A 25,414-nucleotide genomic window follows, 5' to 3' on the forward strand; every position below is an offset into this window, starting at 1 on the left:
GTGAGCAGCCGGGGTCGGTTCATCGGTTTCGTCGCCCTGTTGGGCCTGGCTCAGTCGGTGGCGGCGCTGGACCTTCGCGAGTCCTGGAACCTGATGCAGTTCCAGGGCCCGACCTATCTTTCTGCCGGTCACGAACGCGATGCGGCGCTGGAAAACCGCACTATCGGTCAATCCGGGCTGCTGCCGAAAATCGGCATCACCGCCTTCGACAACCACATCAACGGCACGCAAAAGCAGCCGGATTTTTTCGGCAATAGCCAGACCAATGACCTGAACTACAACTCCCGGGGCGCGACACTGCAACTGCGCCAACCGCTCTTCAACAAGCAGAAAATGGCCGAGTATCGCCAAGGCGAATATCAGGCCGAGTACGGTGTGGCGGTGTTCGACGGCAAGGCGCAGGATGCGGCCGTTAAGCTGGCCGGGCGCTACTTTGACGTGTTGCTGGCCCACGAGACCGTGGAACTGGCGACGGCCAAACTCAAATCGTTCAATGAACAAGTGGCTTCGACCCAACGGCGCAAGGATCTCGGCGACGGCACCATCACAGACGTCGACGAAGCGGTGGCCCGTCGTGACCTGGCCCAGGCCGAGCTGATCGAAGCCGAAGACAGCGTGACCGTGGCACGGCGACTGTTGCAGGAATACCTCGGGCAGACACCCGATGAAATCGCCACCCTGCAAGACACCTTCCCCACGCCACCGCTGCAACCGGACAATCTGCAGGAATGGATTATTCGCGCGGGGACAAACAGCCCCTCGATCCGGGCCCGCCGCTTGAACGTCAACACCGCCGACGAAGAAGTGGCCAAGGCCAAGGCCGGTCACTGGCCGACCCTGGATCTGGTGCTGGGCTACACCGCCGCCGACAGTGAAACCCTGTCCACTCAAAACCAGCGCAACCGCTACAGCTCGGCTGGCGTGGAGCTGAATATTCCGTTGTACAGCGGCGGCTACGTCAGCGCCCGCGCCCGGCAAAGCGTCGCCACCCGGGATCAGGCCGAAGAGGATCTGAACGCCACCCGCGAGGAAATCATCTCCGGCACCACCCGGGAATTTCGCGGGGTGCAGAGCGGCGAAGCGCGCATCCGCGCCTTGGAAAAAGCCGTCAAATCCAGCGAGCGTTCACTCGACTCCTCGAAAAAGGGCTTCCTCGCTGGCTCCAGCACCAACGTCGACATCCTCAACGCCCAGGAACAGATCTACACCGCCCGGCGCGATCTGTTCGAAGCCAAGCTGCGTTACCTGCTGGCCAAACTGCGGCTGGCGGCGGATGTGGGCGCGTTGGGGGATGACGACATCGCCAGCGCCAATGCCTACCTGGGGCCGAAGTTGGCGTTTTGAACACCGCGGGGCTGTCGGCCGCTTTGTTGATTCACCTCAAGGATTTTTCGTCGTTCAGGCGCCTCAAAGGTGTACGCGCCGTCGCCGAAGGCGACATCAAGCGCAATGCCGAGGTAGAAGCCGACGGGATACACGTCAAGGTCCAGGGCGACGTGGTGATACTCGAAGGCCGGGTCCATTTTTGGCGCCAGCGTCACGTTGCAGAACGGTCCGGCTGGTAGTCTTTGCGGCCCATGTCGCGTAGGAACACACCAAGCCGAACGTCAGTAAAAAGAAAGCCAGATAAGGGGTCACATCTTTCATCCTTTCAGTTCGAGTGATCCGTTGTCGTGGCGAATATATCCGTGCTTTAGCTGGCGATGGGGTTAAGGTGGGTTAAGAAATATTTAATATTCGGCGGGCTCGTTGGTCACTAGGGTACGCCTGCATTGGCTGTCGACGTTGCGTCGGAGTCGCCCGAGTACAGGTAGCAATGGAGGAAGTTATGAGTTGCGCGCTGGTCATAGAGGACGACAAGGTGACGGCGGAGGTCATCATTGCTGAACTCCAACGCCATGGGTTCAGTTCAAGATGGGCCGCTACTGGACGAGACGGCCTTGCCCTGGCGATTGCAGGAGGTTTCGACGCTATTACCCTGGATCGGATGCTTCCCGACTTTGATGGACTGACGATTGTCAGTACGTTGCGTAGTCTGGGTATTCAGACGCCAGTCCTGATGATCAGTGCGCTTTCTGATGTGGATGAACGCGTCCAAGGGCTTCGCGCGGGCGGCGACGACTATCTGACCAAACCCTTTTCTGCTATCGAGATGGTTGCGCGTCTTGACGCGTTGCTAAGGCGCACCAGTACAGATGCAAGCCATCCGCAACTCAGTTGCGGAAACCTGCGACTGGACCTGGTCGAGCACAAACTGACGCGAAATGACGAACACATCCTGCTGCTGCCAACGGAATTCAAGCTGCTCAATTACTTGATGCGCAGTGCCGGCCAACTGGTCACCCGCACCATGCTTTTTGAAGAGGTCTGGGGTTATCGATTCGACCCGGGGACAAACATCATAGATGTTCACATCGGTCGGCTGCGCAAAAAAATTGAAGGCGATGAAGGGACCCCCGCCATTCATACAATACGCGGTGCCGGTTATGTCCTTGCTGCCAAAGACTGAAGAATGGCGCTCGTCCGGTAGTCGATTGATCGGTTTCTACGCCCTGTTTTTTGTGGCCTGGGGTGCACTCTTTACCGGTGTGTTGTACTGGGAAATCTCCCACTATCTGGGAACCGTTGCAGAGCGAACATTACTGCAGCGTGCCCATTACTATCAAAAGATCGATGATAAACAACTGGTGAAGGAACTGGCTGCCAGCGAAGCCTATTCGACACCCGGGATCGATGCTTACGGATTATTCACTCCCGAAGGACGGCACGTTGCCGGGGACCTGCTCAAACTTCGCTCCAGTTTGCCCGATGACGGCAAGGTTCATTATCTTGAGCGCGGACTGAGCATTGCGTTACCCGACAAAGAAACCAGAAGCAGTTATGCGCTGTTAGCACGCCGACCCGACGGGCATATTCTTATTCTGGCGCGTGACGGCGGCTCGATTTCTGCCGTGGGCGGGATTATCGAACAGGCCTTGATGTGGGGATTTTCGTTAACACTGATTCCCGGGCTAATTGGCTGGCGTTTGTTGCGACGCCGACCGTTGCGTCGTGTCAAACGCCTGCAGCTTTGTACGGAAAGTATCGTTTCAGGCAACTTGGCGGAGCGTTTGCCCTTGTCAGCCCGCCGTGATGAACTGGATATGCTGGCAAGCGCCGTGAATACGATGCTCGACCATATCGAGCAACTGATGCATGAGGTCAAGAGCGTCTGCGATGGGGTCGCCCATGACCTACGAACGCCACTGACCCGGTTGCGCGCAAGGCTTTATCAGCTCCAACAATTGCCTCTGGACAGTGATCACCAACACACATTGAATCAGGCCCTTGAAGAAAGCGAATCAATCATGGTGCGCTTTCAAGGACTGCTTCGGGTTGCCGAACTCGACGATATCCGTCGCCGCTCGGCCTTTGCTCCTTTTCCGATCATGGCGCTGTTGCAGCAGGCACATGAGTTTTATGAACCTCTTGCATTGGACCGCTCTCAGACGCTGTCCCTGGAAATCACCAGCGACTTGCCCAGATTGTATGGCGACTCATCGTTGCTGTTCGAAGCGCTGGTCAACTTGCTGGATAACGCCATCAAGTTTACGCCGGTGGGCGGGCATATCAAATTGCGCGGTAGCATAAAGGACTCAACGGTCATCATTGAGGTCGCCGACGATGGGGCCGGGATACCAGAGGCGGACCGTACACATGTCATTCGCAGGCTCTATCGAGGTGAGGCAAGCAGTATGCAACCCGGACACGGCCTTGGCTTATCGTTGGTCGCTGCCATTGTAAAATTGCACGATTACTCGCTGGATATCCAGCCTGCCGCCATCGGTCGTGGTACCCGTGTTTTGATTCACTGCCCGATGGTTTCCGACTGATCTACGTAATCATCGGTGGCCGAACATTAAATTTAACTTAATCCAGCTTAATTTGGGCCCCCCCGGCCCTGAGGGCTAGCTTGTCAGCAACTTCTGCTGACCCAAGGCCTTTTGCTTGTGAAATACCTGTTGTTCCGGCTCCTGTTAACCGTTCTCTGCGTAACAACGCCTTTTGCCTGGGCGAGCCCTGCTCTGGCTGACAATCCCACACGAGGGGCTATGATCCCTGCTGCGCCAAAGCTCGGCGCCAAAGCCTGGATACTCATCGACGCTGCAACGGGTACCGTTATCACCAGCCACAACAGCGATAAGCGTCTACCGCCAGCCAGCCTGACGAAAATGATGACGGCGTTTGTCACCACACGTGAGATCAAGGCCGGGCGTATGAAAGCGGATGCCATGGTCACGGTCAGCGAAAATGCCTGGCGTACCGGCGGCTCACGCATGTTTCTCGACCCCGGCAGTTCTGTTTCGGTTCACGACTTACTCAGCGGTGTGATCATCGACTCTGGTAACGACGCAAGCGTTGCTCTCGCCGAACATGTGGCCGGAAGCGAAGGCGTCTTCGTCCGAATGATGAATACGACTGCCAATACACTGGGAATGAGCAATACGCACTTCATGAACTCCACTGGGCTGCCTGAGCGCGAGCATTATTCATCGGCCCGAGACATGGCCACATTGGCTCGGGCGATCATCAGTGAAGGTGCTTACTCCTACGGGCTGTACGCCAAGAAACACTTCACCTGGAATGGAATACGGCAAGCCAATCGCAACCTTCTGTTATGGCGTGACGCAAGCTTCGACGGATTGAAAACCGGCCATACCGACGCAGCAGGTTATTGCCTGGTCGCTTCCTCTCATCGGAGCGGGCGGCGTTTGATCAGTGTGATACTTGGCGCAAGCAGCACACATAAACGCACTGCAGAAACGGAAAAACTCATGGGTTACGGCTTTCGTTTCTACGATACCCAAACCTACAAAAGAGCCGGGAAAATACTCATGTGGTCTGCGCTCTGGAAAGGTAAAGAACGATCGATCGCCGTGGGGTTGCTGGACGATATGACCCTCACCTTACCCAAGAATAAAAATCGAGAATTAGAGACACGCATGGAAATTGATGGACCGCTCGAAGCGCCTATCGCTATTGGGGCCGTCGTTGGAAGACTGGAACTGTACGACGCTGGGCAAAAGCTCGGAAGCCAACCATTGATAGCACTTGAAAACGGGGAGCCAGGCAACTGGTGGAAACGTTGGTGGGACACAATGCATCTATTTTTTACCAAAACGATCCGCGAGTGGTTCGATGAGACTGATATTGCCTGACTAGAGTCAATACCATACTACGTCGAGGCAAAAAGATCCGGACGGCTCACAGGGCTGGAACAGCTGATGAACTCAGATGATTTACGAAGAGAATTGGCGCTCTCGAAATTCTTTAATGGCGACTCATCACTCAATGACGCTGTCCAGGGACTGAGTCAGGATGAAACAAAACTGTGCATTGAGTCGGCCTTTGAGCAAGAGGCCGCGCGTCTGGGGATAGAGGTGTGGGAACTGACGCTAACGCTGATTTCAGAATCTCCCGAAGAACTGAAATTCCTGACCCTGGAATTCCATCGAGAAGTTGCAGAAATGGTAGAAATGGACTGGAAGGATTATTGCAAACTGAATGGGATAAACGAGTACTCGTCCTAGCCGCATATTCCAATTTCACGCCTCACGGACCGAACTATCGTGAGTGAATGTCTAGATAACGGGTGTTTATCCTCGTTCCGCGGCTAATCACAGCTAGACTGGCTACACGCTTTGGCGGTAACGGTGGGGCTTGCATCTCACAAAAAATCATCCTGATCGATGAGTTGGCGATGAACGCACGGGTTGTCAGGCTAATAACAACGTGGAAATATGAAGAGTGCCTAAGCTACCTTGGCAACAGGATCTGTCTGTTCACTGGCAATTTCTTTCCAACGAAATAATTGTCCTTAATGGAGACATCCGACCATGCTGGACACTATTGCGGCTTTCTTCTGTATCACCGCAGTGCTCGCCTATCTCAATCGCCGCTATGTCGGTCTACCCTCCGCCATCGGGGTAATGGCTATTGCCTTGAGTCTGTCATTGTTAAACATGGCATCGGACTCGCTGGGTTTCCACGCGTTACACACTTTGGAGAAATCGCTAGTTGAGTCCATCGATTTTTCCGAGCTGCTAATGCAAGGCATGTTGTCGCTGCTGCTATTTGCTGGTGCGCTGCACATCGACTTGTCTGAGCTGCGTGCCTACAAATGGCAGATTGCATCCTTAGCAGTGATCGGGACCACTCTATCGACACTGCTCATTGGCTTCGGGCTCTGGGGATTGTTATTCCTGACCAGCCTGGAGTTGCCGCTTTCCTACTGCCTGGTCTTTGGGGCATTGATTTCGCCCACCGATCCAATTGCCGTGATGGGCATTCTAAAGTCAGCCGGCGCACCAAATAGTGTTGAATTGGTAATTTCGGGAGAGTCATTATTCAATGACGGCGTCAGCGTCGTACTGTTTTCGCTAATTCTGGCGATCATCGCAAGCGGGGACGTACCGTCGATCAGCAACGCATCGCAACTCTTATTGACGGAAGCGGGGGGAGGCATTCTTTTAGGCGCCGTCTTCGGGTACATCACCTATCGCATGCTCAAGAGTATCGACAGCTATCAGGAAGAAGTCCTTATTACATTGGCTGCTGTGCTCGGCGGTTATGCCTTGGCGACGCACCTGCATGTTTCCGGACCGCTGGCGATGGTGGTAATGGGATTGATCATAGGTAATCAAGGGCGATCCCACGCGATGTCCGAACAGACCGAAAAAAATCTCGACATGTTCTGGGAGTTGATCGACGAAATTCTGAACGCTGTGTTGTTTGTGCTAATCGGCTTGGAGGTGGTTCTGATTCAGTTTTCCAGTCCACTGCTCGCTACGGGCATGATGGTCATAGCGTTGACTCTACTGTCTCGATTGCTGACGGTCGGAGCTCCGATTGCAGTCTTAGGTCAACGCTTCAGGCTTCCCAAAGGCGCCTGGAGTGTAATGACTTGGGGAGGGCTGCGCGGCGGAATATCAGTGGCACTGGCATTGTCGCTGCCGCGAGGCGAAGCTCGCGATGTTGTGGTGGCCCTGACGTACCAGGTTGTGGCTTTTTCGATTCTGGTCCAGGGAATATCCGTAGGTAAATTGGTAAAAAAGGTGATTCCCTGCGATGTAGCAGAACGCTGATCGAATCTTCAGCCCAATAAAACAGAATTTTTTTTGCGCTCCACTAAATTGGTTGGAATCGCTCGCAATTTGAACCGATGGTCTGACATCTCAGGTATGAAATATATACTCGAAACACATTTGATCTATCTGAAGACAAGACGCATCGTTTTCTCAGCACCGAACCTCACGCAACCTGAGTGTTGTGGCTGTATAGCGCGTCTCCACGGCGCTCACGTCGTCCGGATCCGGCACTGCTTCTCGCGCCCCTTTGACGATCATGTTGACGTGACGCTGGAGACAGTCCGCGTCTTGCGAACAATGCACATGGTCAGCAATCTGGGCGATGGCATCGAGCATGCGAATAGCTACCGCCGGGTTCGACCGCCCGCTTTGCCTGATCTGGTTGAACGCAGTGTCCACGATGCCTGTAAACGTGGATCCTGGCGCGATCACCCGCAGTCGCCCTTCGCTGTCGAATCGTAGGGGGGACGGGATGTCCCGTCGGGCTAATCGACAGAGGGCCGATCCCAGTCGATCCACGCAGGCGACAGCCGTGAATGGGTCATTGATGCCCGGGGACAGCGCTCTCAAAGCAATCTCGACCAACTGCTGGAAGGAGAACTCCACATCCTGTGCAGCAGTTCGCTGGTTACCCAGTACAAAGGCGGCTTGCAGTTTGGCCGCCAAGGTTTCAGTAACATGCTCAGCAGGCCAGACCATTAGCATCGCCCTGCTTTTAATGAGGTAATGCCCAGGCCGGCGCTCAAGCCGAATTAATAGATCTTCCTTGATGGCCAACGCCATCAGGACGTCATCATCGATCAGTTGGAGATAGCCGTCATCAAGGGCGCTCACCACAGCAGCGTCGCCAGCGAACACTGCTGGCAGGTTAGCTTCGATTACGGGGTTTGAGGCTTCAGAACCGGGACTTCCAAAGTCGTCGGGAAACAAACTGTCGATCCCGCCGTCGAGTTCGCGACCGACTCGCGCAACGACTTGATCTGCCTGGATCGAGACCGATATGTGGTGGATAAAATAGATCAGCACTCCAACACTGATAATCGCCAGCAGCACACCAATGCTGACGGAGAGATGAGGTACGAATGCCACCTCGTCGGCACGACGGATGGTTCGCAGGACGAGCAGACAGTACACAAACGTCGCAACAAAGGTGCCAAGCACCACTTGGTTAGCGGTGTCGCGCATGAAGTTGCGCATCAAACGCGGGCCCAACTGGGACGATGCAAGCGACAGCGCCACCAATGTCATCGAGAACACAGTCCCGGCAATGGCGATCATCGACCCCGCAACGGTACTCAGCACTAGACCTGCACCCTCCGCCCCACCCGAATAGCTCCAGCCAACTAGCTGCAACCAATCGTCAGTAACGGTTTTGTCGAGCGCGACGCAGGAGAAAGCCAAAGCTACGGCCAAGCATGCCATGGTTGTTGGTACAAACCAGAAACTCGACCGAAGACGATACCAATACTTCAGCAGCAACGTTTTCAAGGTATTTCTCCAATTCGCCAACCTTAAATGAGTGATGCTGCATCCAACAAAGTTCTTCCTACTTCATCGAGCGAAGAGCCTGTTTTATTTCCATGAGCTTGGCATTGTTCGGCTTGCCCTTGACGCGGGCAAGAATGTTCCCTTGAGTATTCAAAACAAATACGAATGCTTTGGCGCTACTGCTCGGGATGTTCAAAGCGGTCTCGAGGTTTGACTTACTCAAAATCCAGGTTTGGTCCTGATAGCGCGCCGGGATTTTCTCTTTCGCCCGGCCAATGGCATCTTCCTCGCTCATGAAAAACGGAAGGTCGATCGCAAGCACGTCAATAATGCGCACCTCACTCTGGTCAACATTTTTACGCAGCGCCTCGGCCCATAGGCGGGTGTCCGTTGCAGCATCTGTGCTTGGCGTAACGATCAGTATCGTCGGCTGGCCGATCAACTGGGCGGAACTGACTTTTTCGCCTGTCAGCACAGTCGCTGTAAAGTCTGGAATTGCGCTGCTAGAGAGCTGCGACCAAGCGTAAATCGGCGCCTGCAGCAAAAGCGCGATAAAAATCGTGAGAGACGTTTTCATCTGAGAATAACCTAGACATGGCTCAAGAAATTCCGATGTGTGTCTGTGGATATTAGACGTACATGTGCGTTAGTGCGTTCTTTAGGAGCTTATTCATTCACTATTATCAATTGCCAAGCGCCTAATTTTTCAAATCGCGAGATGATGTTGTCGCAAATGGTAGTACTACTGGTCGACTACTGCCCGTCGCGAAGGGCTGAAACCGGCCGTTCTCTGCCCCTGTGTACGCGAAGTGTGCTCATCGAATCTGATGTAAATGATTGGGCAGGCCGAGTGCCATGTATAGGGGAGTCTTACAATTACCCACCAGGGCTCATGTAACCAGAGGCCGAATAGGGCAAACCGGGATCAACTCAGCTCAATGGCCAAGCAGGCCCGTGAATGGACAGCCCCTGTTGCTTGGTTGTAAGCGTCCAGCCATCCCACCTTTACGATCTATTGGACGGCAAGGTCTATGGCAGGAGTGTTGACACACGCCCTACTGCCCCACCCAAGATGCTGCTGTGAATGATCCAGATAACTCAGACGTTTCGACGTCAGGAGGAATAAACTTGCGAGGGTTGTTGCGCTGGTTCCTTATGCCTGAGCGGTTGCTGCCTAGCGAGCTGCGCCTTGACTACAGCGACAGCATCCAGGACTTTCTGCGCCCAGCTCTCATCCTGCGGATGCACGACAACAACGCGAAAACCGTGATCATGCCCTTCAATCCGCACGCCCTCGGAATCATCGACATGCAAGTCGATATCGAATGCCGGCGGAAATTTCGAGGGGGCATTGGACAGGCCATGCGCTGTCAGAGCGCGACTATGCAGCACACTGTTGACCACGCCGTCGACGCGGATGCCGTACAGCAATAGCCAACGCCTGATGTAGGACGGAGTACGACCGGACGAGGTGTAGACCCAGATACTGCAGCCCTGGCGACGTAATTCCTGGGTCAGGGAGCGTGTTCCGATACGCAACGGTTCACCCAGCCAACGATGAACACAGGCAGGCAGCCGGCTGGCCTCGACCGAGCAATGGTGAAGTTGGCAGGCCAGGGTGTCATCGATATCGAACGAAATTCGTATGCGCTGACGCCTGAATAACTGCAACGGGATGGCACGCCGGATGGCTTGCCATACCCGGCTGCCGGAAGCTCGGCATTTAGTAGCGAGCATTGGATTCCAGCTCATCAGTGACCCTCCTGGTAGAGGGGCAAGGGCTTGTCTTTAAGAAAAAATTTCATTGGATCAGGCGCCTGTTCTTCCAGGAAGGCTGCATATTTTTTCTTGATCTTGGGCAATTCGTACAACGCCTTGACTCCATGCTTGGCAGAGTTGCGTATGACCGATGACGGGTTGAAGTAGCCCTCGGCGTTTTCCAGCGTCAGCACGAACGGCGGCAAACCTGCACGCATGAGCAAATAGCTGACGATAAGCGACCCGCTGCGGTTGTTACCTTCAATGAACAATTGCGGCTTGCTGAGGATTCGGACATACACACCGGCCGCGCGCTTCCACACGGACTCACTGCGATAGGCGCAATACCAGTTGTACAAATCCTTTATCCCCCCCTCAACATTGTTGAAGAAGTGTTCCTCGGTCGCCGCAAGGTGCTGAGCGTATTCATGCCGGCGCGCCGGGTTTCGGCCGCACAAAACGGTGGCATTGATCTCCAGCATCAGGTTCAGTTGCTGCAGGTCGAACAGGTCCACGCCACGTGCGACATAGTCATCGATCAGCGCATAGCCTTCGAGCACATTCTGCAACACCTCGTCGGTCAAGGGATCACGCGGCTCGGTAAAGTGCCGGCTGAGCTCGGAAAAACGGCCCTGCACCTTACGTAACGCGCGTTCAATCGCGGGTAAATCAAGACGACGCATTGCAGACATTGGCGATCCTGCGAAACGGTAGATAAGAAACTAAAACGAGCGCATACCAGCCAAAAGCGCTTTCTCGGCGCTGGAGAGGCATGCGGCCTTGATCAAATGTGTGCTGCCTAGCTGAATTTGCCGCTGATGTAATCCTCGGTCATTTGTTCGCGCGGGCTGCCGAAAATCTGGGTGGTCGGGCCCATTTCAACCAGGTAGCCGGTGCGCGTTCCCTGGGAAATATCCACCGAGAAAAAGGCAGTCGTATCAGCCACGCGTATGGCCTGCTGCATGTTGTGGGTCACCAGGGCGATGGTGTAGTCCTTCTTCAACTCGACCATCAACTCTTCAACACGGCGAGTGGCGATCGGATCAAGCGCTGAACAGGGCTCGTCCAGCAACAGCACTTCCGGCTCGGTGGCAATGGCGCGGGCGATGCACAGCCGTTGCTGCTGACCGCCAGAGAGTGACAGGCCGCTGACCTTGAGCTTGTCCTTGACCTCATCCCACAACGCGGCGCCCTGCAGCGCATGCTTGACACGGTCGCCCAGGTCACCTTTATAGCGATTCAGGCGCAGGCCGAAGGCAACGTTGTCGAAGATGCTCATGGAGAACGGATTCGGCTGCTGAAACACCATGCCGATATAGCGGCGCACGACCACTGGATCAACACCCTTGCCATAAACGTCCTGCCCGAGAAAATGCACATGGCCCTCAAAGCGGAACCCTTTCACCAGGTCGTTCATCCGGTTGAGGCTACGCAGCACGGTGCTTTTACCGCAGCCGGAAGGACCGATGAAGCCGGTGATCTTGTTTTTCTCAATTGGCACATGGCTGTCACGCACCGCCATGAAATTGCCGTAGAAAATCTTGTCGAGCTTGCAGTCCATGACCACCGGTGTCTGGGTAACAAACGGAGCGGCTATTTGCGCAGTTGATACGTTCAAAATTCAGATGCTCCCGTTCTCAGTACTTGGGCTTGCCGAAAATGCGGCTGAAAATATTCACGACCAGCACGATCATCACCAGCACCAGCGAGGCTGCCCATGCGAGCTCCAACTGGTTGTCGAAGGGCATGCCGGAGAAGTTGTAAATCAGCACGGCAAGCGATGCCGTCGGATTCATCACCGCCAGGCTGCCGTCGTGGTAGATCCAGTAGTTGCTGAACAGCGCGGTAAACAACAACGGCGCGGTTTCGCCCGCAGCGCGTGCCACGGCCAGCATCACGCCTGTGAGGATTGCCGGCATGCCGGTCGGCAAGATTATTTTCCAGATCACTTGCGAGCGGGTGCAGCCCATGCCGTAGGCGGCATCCTTCATGATCTTGGGCACCATCCTCATCGACTCTTCAGCCGTCAGCACGACAATGGGCAGCATCAGTACCGCCAGTGCCACGCCACCTGCCGGCGCCGAGTAGGTACCGGTGGTCATCACCACCAGGGCGTAGGCAAACACCCCGGCCAGGATGGAAGGCAGCCCCGTGAGCATCTTGGCGGCAAAGCGCGCGGCATTTGCCAGCTTGCTATCGGGCCCGAGTTCAGCCAGGAAAATGGCGGCCATGATGCCGACCGGAACCGCGATGGCGGCCGCTATACCGACCATCACGAAGGTGCCTGCCATCGCGTTACCGAAGCCACCGCCCGTCTCGAAACCGGTGGGCGGCAATTCGGTGAAGACTTCCAGGCTCAGGCGTGCCCCGCCCCGCATGATCAGCATATAAAGCACGGAAATCAGCGGGACGCTGGCCAGCAACGCACCGGTCCAAACCAGCGTGGTCAACACCAGGCTGCGCAGGGCGCGGCCTTCGAACTTGCGCTGCAGGCTGGGCACTGCGGTTATAGCTGACGTGAGGTCAGTCATCATTTGTTACCCCGCTGGGCGTAGAGCATGATCATGGAACCGAGGACGTTCACCAGCAGCGTGATGAACATCAGCACCAGAGCGGCATACATCAACACCTCAATCTCGTTGGGCCCGGCTTCGGGGAAGTTCAGCGCCAACAAGGCTGCCAGGGTATTAGCTGGAGCAAACAGAGAAAGCGAAATATTGTTCGCGTTGCCCACCAGCATGGCGAGCGCCATGGTTTCACCCAGCGCACGACCCAGGCCGAGGACCAGGGAGCCGAAAATACCGGTCGCCGCGGAGGGCACCATCACTTTAAGAATTGCTTCCCAATGGGTGGTCCCCATGCCGTAGGCGGCCTGTTTGGTTTTCATCGGTACGCCGGTGAGGGCGTCCTGCGAAACCGCAGCGATGGTCGGCAGAATCATGATGGCCAGTACCAACGCCGCAGGCAGCAGCCCCGGCCCACTCAAGGACGTGCCGAAAAAAGGAATCCAACCCAGTTCGCTGTTCAACCACGCCGTAAGAGGGCGGATCGCCGGTATCACCACGTAAATCCCCCACAAGCCATAAACGACGCTGGGGATGGCCGCGAGTAACTCGACGATAGTGCGAAACACGGCCGCCAATTTCGCCGGCAGGAAATCCTGAGTGAGGAAAATCGCCATGCTGACGCCGAAAACGCCTGCGATCAGCAACGCGATCAGGGCGCTGTAGAGCGTGCCCCAAATGGCCGGCAGAATGCCGTACTTGCCTTGGTTAACGTCCCAGACGCTGCCGAAGATGACGTCAAAACCGTGCTTCTCCATGCCTGGAAGGGCCTTGCGTCCCACCTCGAACACCAAGGCGAAGACCAACGCCAGAATCAGAACCACCCCTATTCGCGCAAGCGCACGGAAGGTGCGATCAACCAGGAAATCCTTCGTAGAGGGCGGCTGACAGGCGGAACCCGGGTTAACCGGTACGACAAAAGGTGTGTTCATTGGCTAATTCCGGAACAAGGGGGGAACGCTCCCGGCATGGCTGACAACCCATGCCGAGAGCGACCTGGCGAGCCTTACTGGATGTTGGCGGAAGCTTTGCGAACTTGATCGACAACCGACTGAGGCAATGGGATGTAGCCCATCGAATCGGCGATCTTCTGACCTTCAGTCAGGCTGTACTCAACCATCTCGCGCATGGCCTTTGCTTTAGCCGGGTTGCCGTTGTCCTTGCGGAAGATCATCCAGGTGTAGGAAGTGATCGGGTAGGAATTCGCGCCATCCGGATCCGGCAACCAGGCCACCAGGCTTTCCGGCATTTTCACCGCAGCCAGGGCTTCGGCGCCGCTTTCGGCATTTGGAACCACGTACTTGCCGGCCTTGTTCTGCAGTTGGGCAAAGTCAACCTTGGCCAGTTTGGCGAAGCCGTACTCAATGTAGCCAATCGCGCCCGGGGTTTGGCGAACAGTGGCGGTCACGCCATCGTTTTTCGGCGATTTGATGAATTTGTCGCTGGCAGGCCAGTTGACGGTGTTGCCTTCGCCCAAGTCTTTCTGGAACTCAGCGTTGATCGCTGCCAAGTGCTTGGTGAATACAGCCGTGGTACCGCTGGAGTCTGCACGCACCACTACGGTGATCGGCATGTCAGGCAGTTTCAGGCCCGGGTTGGCGGCGGCGATCTTCGGATCGTTCCACTTGGTGATCTTGCCCAGGAAGATGTTGGAGTAAACATCGCGAGGCAGCTTGAGCTCTTTAGGATTGCCCGGCAGGTTGAACGCCAGAACAATTTCACCGGCCGTCATCGGCAGCAATTGCACGCCTTCGGCAACCTTGGCGATGTCTTCGCCTTTCATCGCCGAGTCGCTGGCGGCGAAGTCGACGGTCTTGTTCAGGAAGTCCTGTACACCCGCACCGCTCCCCTTGGACTGGTAGTCAACCGTGACGCCTTCGGTTTTCTTGCTGAAATCCTTGAACCAGGTGAGGTAAATCGGGGCAGGGAAACTCGCACCGGAACCAGTCAGGCGGACGCTCTCGGCAGCAAACACCGACGTGGCACTGAGAGAAACCGCAACGGCGAGTGCAGCAGACTTCATCAGACGTTTCATTCAGGAAAATCCTTGTGATTTCGGGCTCGGCAACTCTGCAACAAACTTGTTACGGTTTTATGAAAGTGCAGTGGCAAAACGCCCGTTTGTCCCCCTCTCCTGTCGCAATCACGCCTTCTGGTGTCATTTGTCAGTAACAAAATGCGACTAAGACTTTGCCATCCCCCACCACGCGAGTTCCGCCCATGTCCTCTGTAGAAGACGCCTTGATGCAGCGCATCCACCGTGAATTGCTGGATCACAGCGATGAAGAGCTGGAACTGGAATTATCCGAAGACGGCCATGACCTGAACGCGCTGTTTGATGAGCACGTCGGCGAAAGCAGCGAAAAAGCCGCCCGCAGGATTTACTTCAGCGAACTGTTCCGCTTGCAGGGCGAACTGGTGAAATTGCAAAGCTGGGTGGTCAAGACCGGCCACAAAGTGGTGATCCTGTTCGAAGGACGTGACGCTGCCGGCAAAGGTGGTGTCATCAAGCGCATCACCCAGCGACTCAATCCTCGGGTATGCCGCGTCGCTGCCCTGCCTGCACCCAACGACCGCGAACGTACTCAATGGTACTTCCAGCGTTACGTCTCGCACTTGCCGGCAGCAGGTGAAATTGTGCTGTTCGACCGTAGTTGGTACAACCGCGCCGGGGTCGAAAAGGTCATGGGATTTTGCAATGACGATCAGTACGAAGAGTTTTTCCGCACAGTGCCAGAGTTTGAGCGGATGCTCGCACGCTCCGGCATTCAGTTGATCAAATACTGGTTCTCCATTTCCGACCAGGAACAGAATTTGCGTTTTCTCAGTCGCATTCATGACCCGCTCAAGCAGTGGAAACTCAGCCCCATGGATCTGGAGTCCCGGCGGCGCTGGGAAGACTACACCAAGGCCAAGGAAATCATGCTCGAACGCACCCACATCGCCGAAGCACCGTGGTGGGTGGTGCAAGCCGACGACAAGAAAAAAGCCCGACTCAACTGCATCCATCATCTGCTTGGGCAAATGCCCTATGAGGAAGTGGAGCTACCTGTGATCGAACTGCCTCAACGCGTGCGGCAGGAGGACTACTCCCGCAACCCGACGCCATCGGAGCTCATTGTGCCTCAGGTCTATTAAGACAGGCCTGGCTGGCAGGCGTGAGGTTGAACTGTGTTTAGCCATCGCTGCAATGTCAAAAAACGTCATCGCTTTGTCACTTTCCAGCAGTAATACTCAGGCTGTTCAACGCCTGCTGTTTTTCCGCTGCCACTCCAGGCAGCTTTTTTTTGCCTGAAAATCCAGGTAACAGCTTCGCCAGGTCGGTTAATGGGTCCCAGCTTTTTCAAGCGCGGTTGCAGCGCAGGCTGCCAAACTTTTTCCAGGGGGCGCGGATCAGATTCAACCTTTAGGATATTCGAGAAATCGAAGTCCAAGCATTGGCCCCGAACCGCGGCTGAGACGACAGCTTCAACCACCAACCTTCCTCGTATACTGGAATTGTGACCATGCCTCTGCATATCAATACTCCCCTCATCGAATCCCGACCACTCAGCGCTGTTGCAGAGCGTTCCGTTTGGCTGAAGATGGATGCTTTACAGCCGTGCGGATCCTTCAAGATCCGTGGCGTCGGCCACGCTTGCGAAACGCACCACCGTCATGGGGCCACGCATTTTGTGTCCTCTTCCGGAGGTAACGCTGGTCTTGCAGTCGCTTACGCGGGACGCCAACTAGGTATACCCGTAACAGTGGTGGTTCCCAAAACGACGAGTGAGCGCGCGAAGGAATTGCTGAACCTGGAAGGAGCGGAGGTCATCGTCCACGGAGACTCGTGGCAAGAAGCGAATGAGCTGGCGTTGACGCTGATGTCACCAGAAAAAGCATTCATTCACCCCTTCAATGATCCGCTGCTATGGTCTGGACATGCCTCTCTGATTGATGAAGTGGCGCAAGCTGGCCAGAAACCTGATGTGGTAGTCCTTTCAGTCGGTGGTGGCGGCCTGCTGTGCGGCATTGTTGAAGGCTTGCAGCGAAACGGCTGGCATGACGTTCCGGTCATCGCCGTTGAAACTGAAGGAGCCGCGTCGTTCCATGCTGCAGTGGTTGCTGGTAAACCGGTTGAGTTAGAGCGGATCGAATCGATTGCGACATCGTTGGGAGCAAAGCGAATTTGCGATCAGGCCTTCCAATACACCAACACTCATCAAATCCACAGCGTCGTAGTGACCGACCAGGCAGCCGTGGATGCCTGCGAGCGATTTCTGTTTGATCATCGCGTACTCGTCGAGCCTGCCTGCGGCGCTGCGCTGTCCCTAGCCTACAATCACCACTCCCTGGTGCCGTACAGGAAGGTGCTGATTGTTGCTTGCGGGGGTGCGACCGCAACACTGGCACAAATTCGACAATGGATTGTGCAGCCATGATGCAGTGGTGCGACGTGAGTGCAACGACTGAATACGCCGACGTGCCACCCGCCATACGTCGGTTAATTATCGATGGTTAACGTCAGAGTCTGAAATTCGCACCAGTACGCAGTGGTCTAAACCTGTCGATATTCGTCTGTGGCCTGACAAATTTCAGACTTTCGCGGACGTTTCAGCAACATTTGCAAAATCTCTGCTTCGCGCCCGTCTTTGATCGGGCGCGGCAGCGCAACGAAATGCGCTTTCCCTGAAATTATGGTTTAACTAGATAGTTACCTATCCATATAATGCTCACATCATTTCAGCGGGATACTCAACGTGAAGCAGAGTCAACGCCTCTCGGGCATATCAAAATTCATTCTGGTCGGGCTGGGAGTGATCATCGCCCTGCTCGGCTTGGCACTGGCGGCAGGCGGCGTGAAACTGGTCAGCCTTGGAGGTTCCTGGTACTTCCTGGTGGGTGGGCTGGTGATGGCCACTTCCGGTCTGCTGATCGCTCGTTTCAAACTGGCGGGTGCCTGGCTGTTTGCTGCATTTTTGGCGGGTACCGCCATCTGGGCCATCAGCGACGCGGGCCTGGTGTTCTGGCCGGTGTTTTCGCGCCTGTTCATGTTCAGCGCGATCGGTTTGGCCGTGACCTTGGTGTATCCGCTGCTCAAGCGGGCAAACGGTGGCATTCCGGGCCGTGGCGCTTATGGCATCGCTGCGGTACTGGCAGTCGGACTGGCGGTGGCCGCCGGCAATATGTTCGTTGCACATCCGACAGTGGTCGCTACCGGCACAGGCCCGGGACTGACGCCGGTCGAGCCGGATAAAGCGCAAAAGGACTGGGCCCACTACGGCAATACCGAAGGTGGCAGCCGCTTCGCCGCACTGGATCAAATCAATCGCACCAACGTCGACAAGCTGAAAGTGGCGTGGACTTATCACACCGGTGACGTCGCCCAAAGTGATGGCAACGGCGCTGAAGACCAGCTCACCCCGCTGCAGATAGGCAACAAGGTGTTCATCTGCACCCCGCACAACAACCTGATCGCGCTGGACGCCGATACCGGCAAGGAACTCTGGAAAAACCCGATCAACGCGCAGTCAAAAGTCTGGCAGCGTTGCCGTGGCATGGCGTATTTCGATGCCACCAAGGCAATTGCTCAACCAGGCAACTCAAGCATCATCGAAGCCACACCTGCCCCGGCAGCCAATTGCCAGCGGCGTTTGCTGACCAACACCATTGATTCCCGCCTGATCGCGGTCGATGCCGACACCGGTGAGTTCTGCCAGGGTTTCGGCAACAACGGTCAGGTCGATCTGAAGGCAGGCCTGGGTGATGTGCCGGACAGCTACTATCAGCTGTCCTCGGCCCCGTTGATGGCCGGCACCACCGTGGTGGTTGGCGGTCGCGTGGCCGACAACGTGCAAACCGACATGCCCGGTGGCGTGATCCGTGGTTTCGACGTGATGACCGGCGCCATGCGTTGGGCCTTCGACCCGGGCAATCCGCAGGATAAACAGGCACCGGCAGACGGCAGTACCTATGTGCGCAGCACCCCGAACAGTTGGGCGCCAATGTCTTACGACGCGGCAACCAATACCGTATTCCTGCCGATGGGCAGTTCCTCCACCGATATCTATGGCGTGGAGCGCAGCAAGCTCGATCACACCTACGGCGCCTCGATCCTGGCGCTGGACGCCACCAGCGGTGAAGAACGCTGGGTCTACCAGACCGTTCACAACGACCTCTGGGATTTCGACCTGCCGATGCAGCCAAGCCTGATCGACTTCACCAAGGACGGCAAAACCGTACCGGCGCTGGTCATCGGCACCAAGGCCGGGCAGATCTACGTGCTTGATCGCGCCACCGGCAAGCCGTTGACCGACGTTGAAGAAGTACCGGTCAAGGCGGCAAATATCCCTAACGAACCCTACTCACCTACCCAGCCGAAATCGGTGGGCATGCCGCAGATTGGTGCTCAGCACCTGACCGAATCCGACATGTGGGGTGCAACGCCGTACGACCAGCTATTGTGCCGAATCGATTTCAAATCGATGCGTTATGACGGGCTGTACACCGCGCCAGGTACCGACAAATCGCTGAGTTTCCCAGGTTCGCTGGGTGGCATGAACTGGGGCAGCATCTCCACCGACCCTGTGCACGGCTTCATCTTCGTCAACGACATGCGCCTGGGCCTGTGGATTCAGATGATCCCGTCGCAGAACAAGGCCCAAGCCGCTTCCGGTGGCGAATCGTTGAACACTGGGATGGGCGCCGTGCCGCTCAAGGGCACGCCATATGCCGTGAACAAAAACCGCTTCCTGTCGGTTGCCGGTATTCCTTGTCAGGCTCCGCCGTTCGGCACGCTGACCGCCATCGACATGAAGACGCAGAAAGTTGCCTGGCAGGTTCCGGTCGGCACCGTAGAAGACACCGGTCCCCTGGGTATTCGCATGCACCTGCCGATCAAGATCGGTCTGCCAACCCTGGGCGGCACCCTGTCGACTCAAGGTGGCTTGATCTTCATTGCCGGCACCCAGGACTTCTACCTGCGCGCCTTCAACAGCGCCAACGGTGAAGAGGTGTGGAAAGCCCGCCTGCCAGTCGGCAGTCAGGGCGGCCCGATGACCTACGTTTCCCCTAAGACCGGCAAGCAGTACATCGTCATCACCGCCGGTGGTGCGCGCCAGTCGACCGATCGCGGCGACTACGTGATGGCTTACGCCTTGCCGTAAGCCGCTGTGCCCGCCTCGCTGGCGGGCAATCTCTCTGTGCGCGGCGCCTGCGGGTGCCGCGCCGCTTTACGAAATCATTCAAGATTGCACCAGGAAGTCTCCCATGTTTTTGGCTGTTCGCTTTTCCCATGCAGGCTGGCTCAACGGCTTGCTGCTGGGCCTGACCTGCAGCGCCACCCTGCCCGCCTTCGCCGACACCGATTCTAACCTTCTGACCCGCAATACCCTGACCGGTGATTGGGGTGGTCTGCGCCAACAAATGGATCAGGACGGCATCAAATTCACCGGCGATTACAGCGGCGAAACCGCCTACAACGCCGATGGCGGCCTGCACCGTTCGGCCCGTTACTCGCAGAACATCAAGCTCGGCGCGCAGTTCGACCTGAGCAAACTATATGGCGTGGATAACGCCGGCAAGATTCAACTGACCATCAACGACCGACGCGGCAATAGCGCCTCCGAGGATCTGGTCGGCAACCGTCTGCCCATCCAGGAAAACTACGGCGGTCTCTACACTCGCCTGACCGAACTGAGTTACGAGCGCAGCCTGTTCACCCCGGCGCTCAACGTGAAACTGGGCTACATGGCCATGGGCAACGACCTCGGGGGCCTGGACAGTGGCATTCTCTGCAACTTCATGAACGCCGGTTTCTGCGGCCATCCGCTGAACATGTCCGGCGGGAGTGGCTGGACCAACTACCCCAACGCCCACTTGGGCGTGCGCGTGAAGTACGACCTGTCGTCGGCCTGGCAACTGCGCGTGGCGGCCTTTAATGTCGATCCCGAGAGCAACGGCAATTCCAGCCGTGCCTGGCATCCGGGCCCGAAAAATACGACCGGCACCGTGGTGCCGATCGAACTGGTGTACAAGCATGCCGGTGAGTTGCCCGGCGAGTACAAGGTTGGCTACTACTACGACAGTTCCGATGTGAAACGCATCGGCAGCGATAAAAAAGTGTCCGGCCGCGGCGGTCATTACCTGCTGGTTGATCAGGCCGTGTGGCGTTCGCAATCGTCCGAGGGCCGCAGTCTGCACGCCTTCGGCCAATACTCGGCGGCCAGCGAAGCGGCTTCACCTTTCAGCAAGTGGTACGGCACCGGCGTGGTTCTTTACAAACCGTTCGAAAATCGCCCGCGTGACACCGTCGCCCTGGGCTATGGCCGGGCGGTGCCCAATCCACGCAGCCGGGATGTGCAGCAGGACGCCGCGCTCGCCAATGGCGCATCGTTTCCGAATCTGGACAGTGCCGAACAATTGATCGAGCTTGGCTACGGCTACCAGGCCACTCCCTGGCTGACGCTGCGCCCGAATGTGCAATACATCATCGAACCAGGCGCGTTTTCCGGGCAGGACATCGACAATGCGCTGGTGTTCGGTTTGCAGGTGAAAGCTGCGCTCTGAACGGGTCACGCAGCAATGTGCCGGACGGATTCAAGCTTGTCCGGCAACGGGGGTTCACGGCTCCAGGGCTCAACACAGAGAGCGACCAGTCATCAGAATATAGTTGAATGTTTCAACTATATAGCTATACTTCAGCCATTCGACTGGAGCCTGCCATGTATTCCGACTTTCTGAATTTCAAGCTGGATATGACCAGTGCCCTGCTGATGGAGCACGCGAACGCCGTGTACCGTCAGCACTGGGATCTGGATGTCCGCGGATTGCGGGTTTTGCGTCTGATTCAGGCCTGCCCGGACATCACTCCAAAAGAAGTTTCATCACGCGCCTTTCTCGAAAAAACACTGCTCTCCAAGACGTTGGCGCAGCTGGAGTCGCGTGAGCTCATCTCGCGCGCCCCTCACCCTGTCGACCGCCGCAGCGTTGGTTTGCGCACAACCGCCGAGGGCTCGCGGATCGCTGACGAGTCCTCTGTCGTCGGTTCTCAACTGGAAGACCAACTGGTTTGCGCGCTCTCGCCCAAGGAACGCGTGGCACTTGATGGCCTGCTTTCAAAGCTGATGGAAAGTCTGCTTCCGCCTTCCTGACACCGTCTCTCTCCCACTTTTTGCGCCCTCTTTTACATAAAGGAGTACCCCATGTCGTCCCTAGAAAAGTTGATTCCCGATCTTGATGCCTTGTTACCTGAGCTGGAAGAGGTCTACAAGGACTTGCACCGTCATCCTGAACTGTCGATGTATGAGTATCGCACCGCAGAAATCGCCGCCGAATACCTGGTGCGCTACGGATACGAGGTGACACGCGAAATCGGTGTCACCGGTGTTGTCGGCGTGCTGCGCAACGGTGACGGCCCGGTGGTGATGCTGCGCGCCGACATGGACGCGTTGCCGATGGCCGAAGCGACAGGCCTGCCCTATGCCAGCGACGTAGTCACCCGTGACGAAGACGGTGTTGAGGTTTCTGTCTGCCACTCCTGTGGGCATGACATGCATGTCACCTGGTTGATGGGGGTTGCTCGGGTATTGTCCGAAAACCGCAGCACGTGGCGGGGTACTCTCCTGGCTGTTTTCCAACCGGGTGAAGAAGTGGGTGTGGGCGCGCAGAACATGATCGACGACGGCATGCTCGATCGCTTTCCCAAGCCAGACATCATTCTGGGGCAGCATGTAATGGTGGGGCCAGCCGGTACGGTGGGTCACCGCAGCGGCACCATCCTTTCGGCAGGTGACAGCCTGAAAATCAAGATGTTCGGCCGTGGGGCTCATGGCTCACAGCCACAAACGTCAGTAGATCCGGTGATCATGGCGGCATCGACGGTGCTGCGCCTGCAGACCATTGTGTCGAGGGAGATTTCCCCGCTGGATCAGGCAGTCCTTACGGTTGGTTCGTTACAGGCTGGCACCAAGGAAAACATCATCCCGGACAATGCGACGCTGAAACTCAACATGCGCACCTACGACGAGGGCGTGCGCAAGCACATGCTGGGCGCCATCAAACGCATCTGCTGCGCTGAATGCTCCGCATCCAACGCACCACGCGATCCCGAGATCACCACCATCAACCGCTACCCGTTGACGGTTAATGATGAGCGCGCCTCTGCCCGTTTGGCTGGTGCATTTGGCGCCTGGTTTGGCGACAGAGCCTATGAAACGGCACCGGCCGCCGCGAGTGAGGATTTCAGTGTGTTCGGCCGCGCATGGAAGGTGCCCTACGTGTTCTGGTTTGTCGGCTGTACGGACCCACACGTGTACGAACAGGCCAAGGCTCAGGGAAAAATAAACAGCATCCCGAGCAATCACTCACCCCAGTTCGCGCCTTTACTGCACCCTACATTGCGCACCGGGCTGGAAACGATGATTTGCGCCGCACTCGCCTGGTTCGGCAACGCCGAGTAACACAGTCATGGACACCCACCTGATTTACACCGTCATCGATCTGCTCGGCACGTTTGCCTTTGGTGTAAGCGGTGCAGTTGCCGCACGCCAGCAACGATTGGACCTGTTCGGCATCGCTACCATCACGTTCATCGTCGCATGCGGTGGCGGAATTCTTCGGGATCTATGTCTAGGCACACTTCCGCCGGCCGGGCTGTCGAGTTGGCGCTATCTGGTGGTGTCGCTGTTCGCTGCAGCGTGGGTGGTGTGTGCTTACCCGATGGTGTGTCGAATGAAATCACCGGTGCAGCTGTTCGGCTCCATTGGGCTTGGACTGTTTGCAGTGGCAGGCGCGAAAAAGGCGCTGGCCGTGCAGGCCGGCGCCGAGGTCGCGATAGTTCTGGGGATGGTCAGCGCTGTCGGCGGCGGCGTACTCAGGGATGTTTTGCTGTCACGCGTGCCAGGCATCCTGCAGCGGGAAATCTACGCGTCAGCCGCGTTGGCAGGCGCAGCTGTAGAGGTTTTGTTCAGCTACAGCGGCGCCAATTCGGTGGTGACCTCGTGGCTGACCGCCGCGGGATGTACCACGCTGCGCATGGCGTCACTTCACTACGGTTGGCGGCTGCCCTCTATTGGCGATGATCCTGATAATTAGCTAGCCAGTGCTCTGGTCGCGAGCATGGAGTATTTCTGGGTGGTCGTCGTTGTCGCTAGTGTTGCGCTGGTGATTTCCGTGACCCGGAAGACTTTCAATTGAGACCTGCTGCACCTGTCAGCCTGAATCACTGCCAATGCGCACACAGCCTGACCAGTTCATCGACCACATACCTGACCTTCGGCCGCAGATGCGACACCTTCGGCCATACGGCATGCACATCGACAGCTTCGGGTTCATAACCTTGCAGAACCTCCACCAGCCTGCCCGCCTGGATATCATCCTGGAACAGGCTGCGTGGCATCTGGCACAAACCGGTGCCGGCGACCGCCGCGAGAATCATGGCTTCCCCGTCGCCAATCTGATGGGTCGACGGTGGTGCGTATCGTACGGTTTGCCCCGCCTGCATGATCCGCCACGACAGCGGCTGGCCGCGTCGATGCCCGACAATGCAACGGTGCTGGCTCAAGTCTTCCAGGGTCTGCGGAATGCCAAAGCGTGTCAGATAGTCGGGGGCGGCACAAATGGCCCAGCGTTGCCGGGTCAATCGCCGAGCCACCAAGCCGCTGGTGTCCTGGAGTTCTCCGAACCTGACCAGCAAATCGATGCCCTCCTCAATCGGATCAACCAAGTGGTCGGAGAACGTCAGGCTGAGTTGCAAAGCCGGGTACTTGTTGGCGATCTCAAACAGCAATGGGGCCACGACCCGACGCCCGAATGCCACAGGAATGTCGACTCGCAGGCGTCCCGAGGGCTCACCACCACCGGGCCCCAACCCGCTCTCTGCGGCACCGATTTCTTCCAGGGCAGTAGAGCACGCCACAAAATAGGCCTCACCATCTGCGGTCAGGGAGATACGACGCGTCGTGCGATGAAACAACTGTGTGCCCAAGCGTTCTTCCAGGCGCGCAATGGCTTTGCCAACGGCGGATTTTGACACGCCGAGGCGTTCGCCAGCCTGGGTGAAGCTGGTCGAGCGCGCCGCCACGACGAACGTGATGACGCCTTGAAACGAATCGATAGGTACCATGCAGAGGCCCGGTAATTGTAGAGTTTAGATCTACCCAGACTATAGTTTTAGGCTATTTATCGCCAGCATACTCGACAGTAAGATGGGCTCCAGCAATGCAACGGCGCAGATCGTGTTCGCACGCCGCGCACCGCTCTCCCGATCATCAAAGCCCAAAAAGGACATCACCATGCCCGTCGTACGTGTGAGCTGGTTCGAAGGTAAAGAACACGCGCAAAAAGCCGCGGTTGCCGCCGACATCACTGAAAGCATCGTTAAACACACCGGTACAGATGCTAATTACATCTACGTCATCTTCGAGGACGTTGCGGCTTCGGATTGGGCTGGCGCTGGCAAGCTTTTCGGGGAAGCACCCGCCAAGTCCTGACGCCCCC

The 25,414-nt window shown here is 56.7% G+C and carries 25 protein-coding genes; 15 read left to right on the plus strand and 10 right to left on the minus strand.

Going from position 1 to position 25,414, the window contains the following annotated elements:
- The 7 genes from UB23_RS06095 to UB23_RS06125 all read left to right on the plus strand — a co-directional run bounded on the left by UB23_RS06095 (window position 1) and on the right by UB23_RS06125 (window position 7,124).
- Complete coding sequence (locus tag UB23_RS06095) at window positions 1-1,344, plus strand: TolC family outer membrane protein (protein ID WP_236695840.1); 1,344 nt, start codon at window positions 1-3, stop codon at window positions 1,342-1,344.
- Window positions 1,341-1,565 carry a hypothetical protein gene (locus tag UB23_RS30170; RefSeq protein WP_045058428.1) on the plus strand — a complete coding sequence of 75 codons (225 nt, stop codon included), beginning with the start codon at window positions 1,341-1,343 and terminating at the stop codon, window positions 1,563-1,565. Before UB23_RS06095 ends, UB23_RS30170 begins: the two co-directional genes overlap by 4 nt.
- A gap of 263 nt (window positions 1,566-1,828) precedes the next feature.
- Window positions 1,829-2,509 carry a response regulator transcription factor gene (locus tag UB23_RS06105; protein WP_045058429.1) on the plus strand — a complete coding sequence of 227 codons (681 nt, stop codon included), beginning with the start codon at window positions 1,829-1,831 and terminating at the stop codon, window positions 2,507-2,509.
- Entirely contained in the window at window positions 2,487-3,872 is a 1,386-nt protein-coding gene (locus tag UB23_RS06110) for a sensor histidine kinase (protein WP_045058430.1), read from the plus strand. Before UB23_RS06105 ends, UB23_RS06110 begins: the two co-directional genes overlap by 23 nt.
- 219 nt (window positions 3,873-4,091) lie before the next feature.
- Window positions 4,092-5,198: a D-alanyl-D-alanine carboxypeptidase family protein gene (locus UB23_RS06115; protein WP_236695841.1), complete on the plus strand. Its 1,107-nt coding sequence runs from the start codon at window positions 4,092-4,094 to the stop codon at window positions 5,196-5,198.
- Between the two features lie 66 nt (window positions 5,199-5,264).
- Window positions 5,265-5,570, plus strand: coding sequence for a DUF6388 family protein (locus UB23_RS06120; RefSeq protein WP_045058431.1), 306 nt, complete (start codon window positions 5,265-5,267; stop codon window positions 5,568-5,570).
- A gap of 306 nt (window positions 5,571-5,876) precedes the next feature.
- Window positions 5,877-7,124, plus strand: coding sequence for a cation:proton antiporter (locus tag UB23_RS06125; protein WP_045058432.1), 1,248 nt, complete (start codon window positions 5,877-5,879; stop codon window positions 7,122-7,124).
- 153 nt (window positions 7,125-7,277) lie between these two features.
- Here the strand turns inward: UB23_RS06125 and UB23_RS06130 are convergent, their stop codons facing one another.
- The 8 genes from UB23_RS06130 to pstS all read right to left on the minus strand — a co-directional run bounded on the left by UB23_RS06130 (window position 7,278) and on the right by pstS (window position 14,972).
- Window positions 7,278-8,615, minus strand: a complete 1,338-nt coding sequence (locus UB23_RS06130; protein ID WP_045058433.1) for a DUF2254 domain-containing protein — start codon at window positions 8,613-8,615, stop codon at window positions 7,278-7,280.
- 58 nt (window positions 8,616-8,673) lie between these two features.
- Window positions 8,674-9,192 carry a peroxiredoxin family protein gene (locus UB23_RS06135; protein ID WP_052672969.1) on the minus strand — a complete coding sequence of 173 codons (519 nt, stop codon included), beginning with the start codon at window positions 9,190-9,192 and terminating at the stop codon, window positions 8,674-8,676.
- Window positions 9,193-9,728: 536 nt separating this feature from the next.
- A complete protein-coding gene (locus UB23_RS28310) occupies window positions 9,729-10,367 on the minus strand; it encodes a hypothetical protein (RefSeq protein WP_082069135.1) in 639 nt (212 codons plus the stop codon).
- Window positions 10,367-11,065: a hypothetical protein gene (locus tag UB23_RS06145; RefSeq protein WP_045058435.1), complete on the minus strand. Its 699-nt coding sequence runs from the start codon at window positions 11,063-11,065 to the stop codon at window positions 10,367-10,369. The genes UB23_RS28310 and UB23_RS06145 overlap by 1 nt, the downstream gene beginning before the upstream one ends.
- 107 nt (window positions 11,066-11,172) lie before the next feature.
- Window positions 11,173-11,934, minus strand: coding sequence for a phosphate ABC transporter ATP-binding protein PstB (gene pstB / locus UB23_RS06150; RefSeq protein WP_045058436.1), 762 nt, complete (start codon window positions 11,932-11,934; stop codon window positions 11,173-11,175).
- Between the two features lie 76 nt (window positions 11,935-12,010).
- On the minus strand, window positions 12,011-12,904 hold the full coding sequence (gene pstA, locus UB23_RS06155; RefSeq protein ID WP_045058661.1) for a phosphate ABC transporter permease PstA: 894 nt from the start codon (window positions 12,902-12,904) through the stop codon (window positions 12,011-12,013).
- Complete coding sequence (gene pstC, locus UB23_RS06160; RefSeq protein ID WP_045058437.1) at window positions 12,904-13,869, minus strand: phosphate ABC transporter permease subunit PstC; 966 nt, start codon at window positions 13,867-13,869, stop codon at window positions 12,904-12,906. The genes pstA and pstC overlap by 1 nt, the downstream gene beginning before the upstream one ends.
- A 74-nt stretch (window positions 13,870-13,943) precedes the next feature.
- The gene (pstS, locus tag UB23_RS06165) at window positions 13,944-14,972 is read right to left on the minus strand and encodes a phosphate ABC transporter substrate-binding protein PstS (RefSeq protein WP_045058438.1); all 1,029 of its coding nucleotides are present in this window, start codon (window positions 14,970-14,972) and stop codon (window positions 13,944-13,946) included.
- 185 nt (window positions 14,973-15,157) lie between these two features.
- Here pstS and ppk2 point away from each other — a divergent pair, with 185 nt between their 5' ends.
- The gene (gene ppk2 / locus UB23_RS06170; protein WP_045058439.1) at window positions 15,158-16,075 is read left to right on the plus strand and encodes a polyphosphate kinase 2; all 918 of its coding nucleotides are present in this window, start codon (window positions 15,158-15,160) and stop codon (window positions 16,073-16,075) included.
- A gap of 65 nt (window positions 16,076-16,140) precedes the next feature.
- Here ppk2 and UB23_RS29175 read toward each other — a convergent pair whose 3' ends face one another.
- Complete coding sequence (locus UB23_RS29175) at window positions 16,141-16,371, minus strand: hypothetical protein (RefSeq protein WP_152644246.1); 231 nt, start codon at window positions 16,369-16,371, stop codon at window positions 16,141-16,143.
- Window positions 16,372-16,443: 72 nt separating this feature from the next.
- Between UB23_RS29175 and UB23_RS06175 the strand changes: the two genes are divergently transcribed.
- The 6 genes from UB23_RS06175 (at window position 16,444) to UB23_RS06200 (ending at window position 24,010) form a co-directional block, all read left to right on the plus strand.
- On the plus strand, window positions 16,444-17,358 hold the full coding sequence (locus UB23_RS06175; protein WP_045058440.1) for a pyridoxal-phosphate dependent enzyme: 915 nt from the start codon (window positions 16,444-16,446) through the stop codon (window positions 17,356-17,358).
- A gap of 318 nt (window positions 17,359-17,676) precedes the next feature.
- Window positions 17,677-20,082, plus strand: coding sequence for a glucose/quinate/shikimate family membrane-bound PQQ-dependent dehydrogenase (locus tag UB23_RS06180; protein WP_045058441.1), 2,406 nt, complete (start codon window positions 17,677-17,679; stop codon window positions 20,080-20,082).
- A 103-nt stretch (window positions 20,083-20,185) separates the two neighbouring features.
- Complete coding sequence (locus UB23_RS06185; RefSeq protein ID WP_045058442.1) at window positions 20,186-21,484, plus strand: carbohydrate porin; 1,299 nt, start codon at window positions 20,186-20,188, stop codon at window positions 21,482-21,484.
- Window positions 21,485-21,639: 155 nt separating this feature from the next.
- Window positions 21,640-22,068 carry a MarR family winged helix-turn-helix transcriptional regulator gene (locus tag UB23_RS06190; protein ID WP_045058443.1) on the plus strand — a complete coding sequence of 143 codons (429 nt, stop codon included), beginning with the start codon at window positions 21,640-21,642 and terminating at the stop codon, window positions 22,066-22,068.
- Window positions 22,069-22,119: 51 nt separating this feature from the next.
- On the plus strand, window positions 22,120-23,376 hold the full coding sequence (locus UB23_RS06195) for a M20 family metallopeptidase (protein ID WP_045058444.1): 1,257 nt from the start codon (window positions 22,120-22,122) through the stop codon (window positions 23,374-23,376).
- Between the two features lie 7 nt (window positions 23,377-23,383).
- Window positions 23,384-24,010, plus strand: coding sequence for a trimeric intracellular cation channel family protein (locus UB23_RS06200; RefSeq protein ID WP_045058445.1), 627 nt, complete (start codon window positions 23,384-23,386; stop codon window positions 24,008-24,010).
- A 127-nt stretch (window positions 24,011-24,137) separates the two neighbouring features.
- Here the strand turns inward: UB23_RS06200 and UB23_RS06205 are convergent, their stop codons facing one another.
- Window positions 24,138-25,040 (minus strand): LysR family transcriptional regulator, encoded by a 903-nt coding sequence (locus tag UB23_RS06205; protein ID WP_045058446.1) that lies wholly within the window; start codon window positions 25,038-25,040, stop codon window positions 24,138-24,140.
- Between the two features lie 169 nt (window positions 25,041-25,209).
- On the opposite strand from UB23_RS06205, the gene UB23_RS06210 reads away from it, so the two are divergent.
- Window positions 25,210-25,407: a tautomerase family protein gene (locus UB23_RS06210; RefSeq protein WP_045058447.1), complete on the plus strand. Its 198-nt coding sequence runs from the start codon at window positions 25,210-25,212 to the stop codon at window positions 25,405-25,407.
- The last annotated feature ends 7 nt before the right edge of the window (window positions 25,408-25,414 follow it).

It is taken from the genome of Pseudomonas sp. ES3-33, assembly GCF_000952175.1.
GTDB lineage: Bacteria > Pseudomonadota > Gammaproteobacteria > Pseudomonadales > Pseudomonadaceae > Aquipseudomonas > Aquipseudomonas gregormendelii.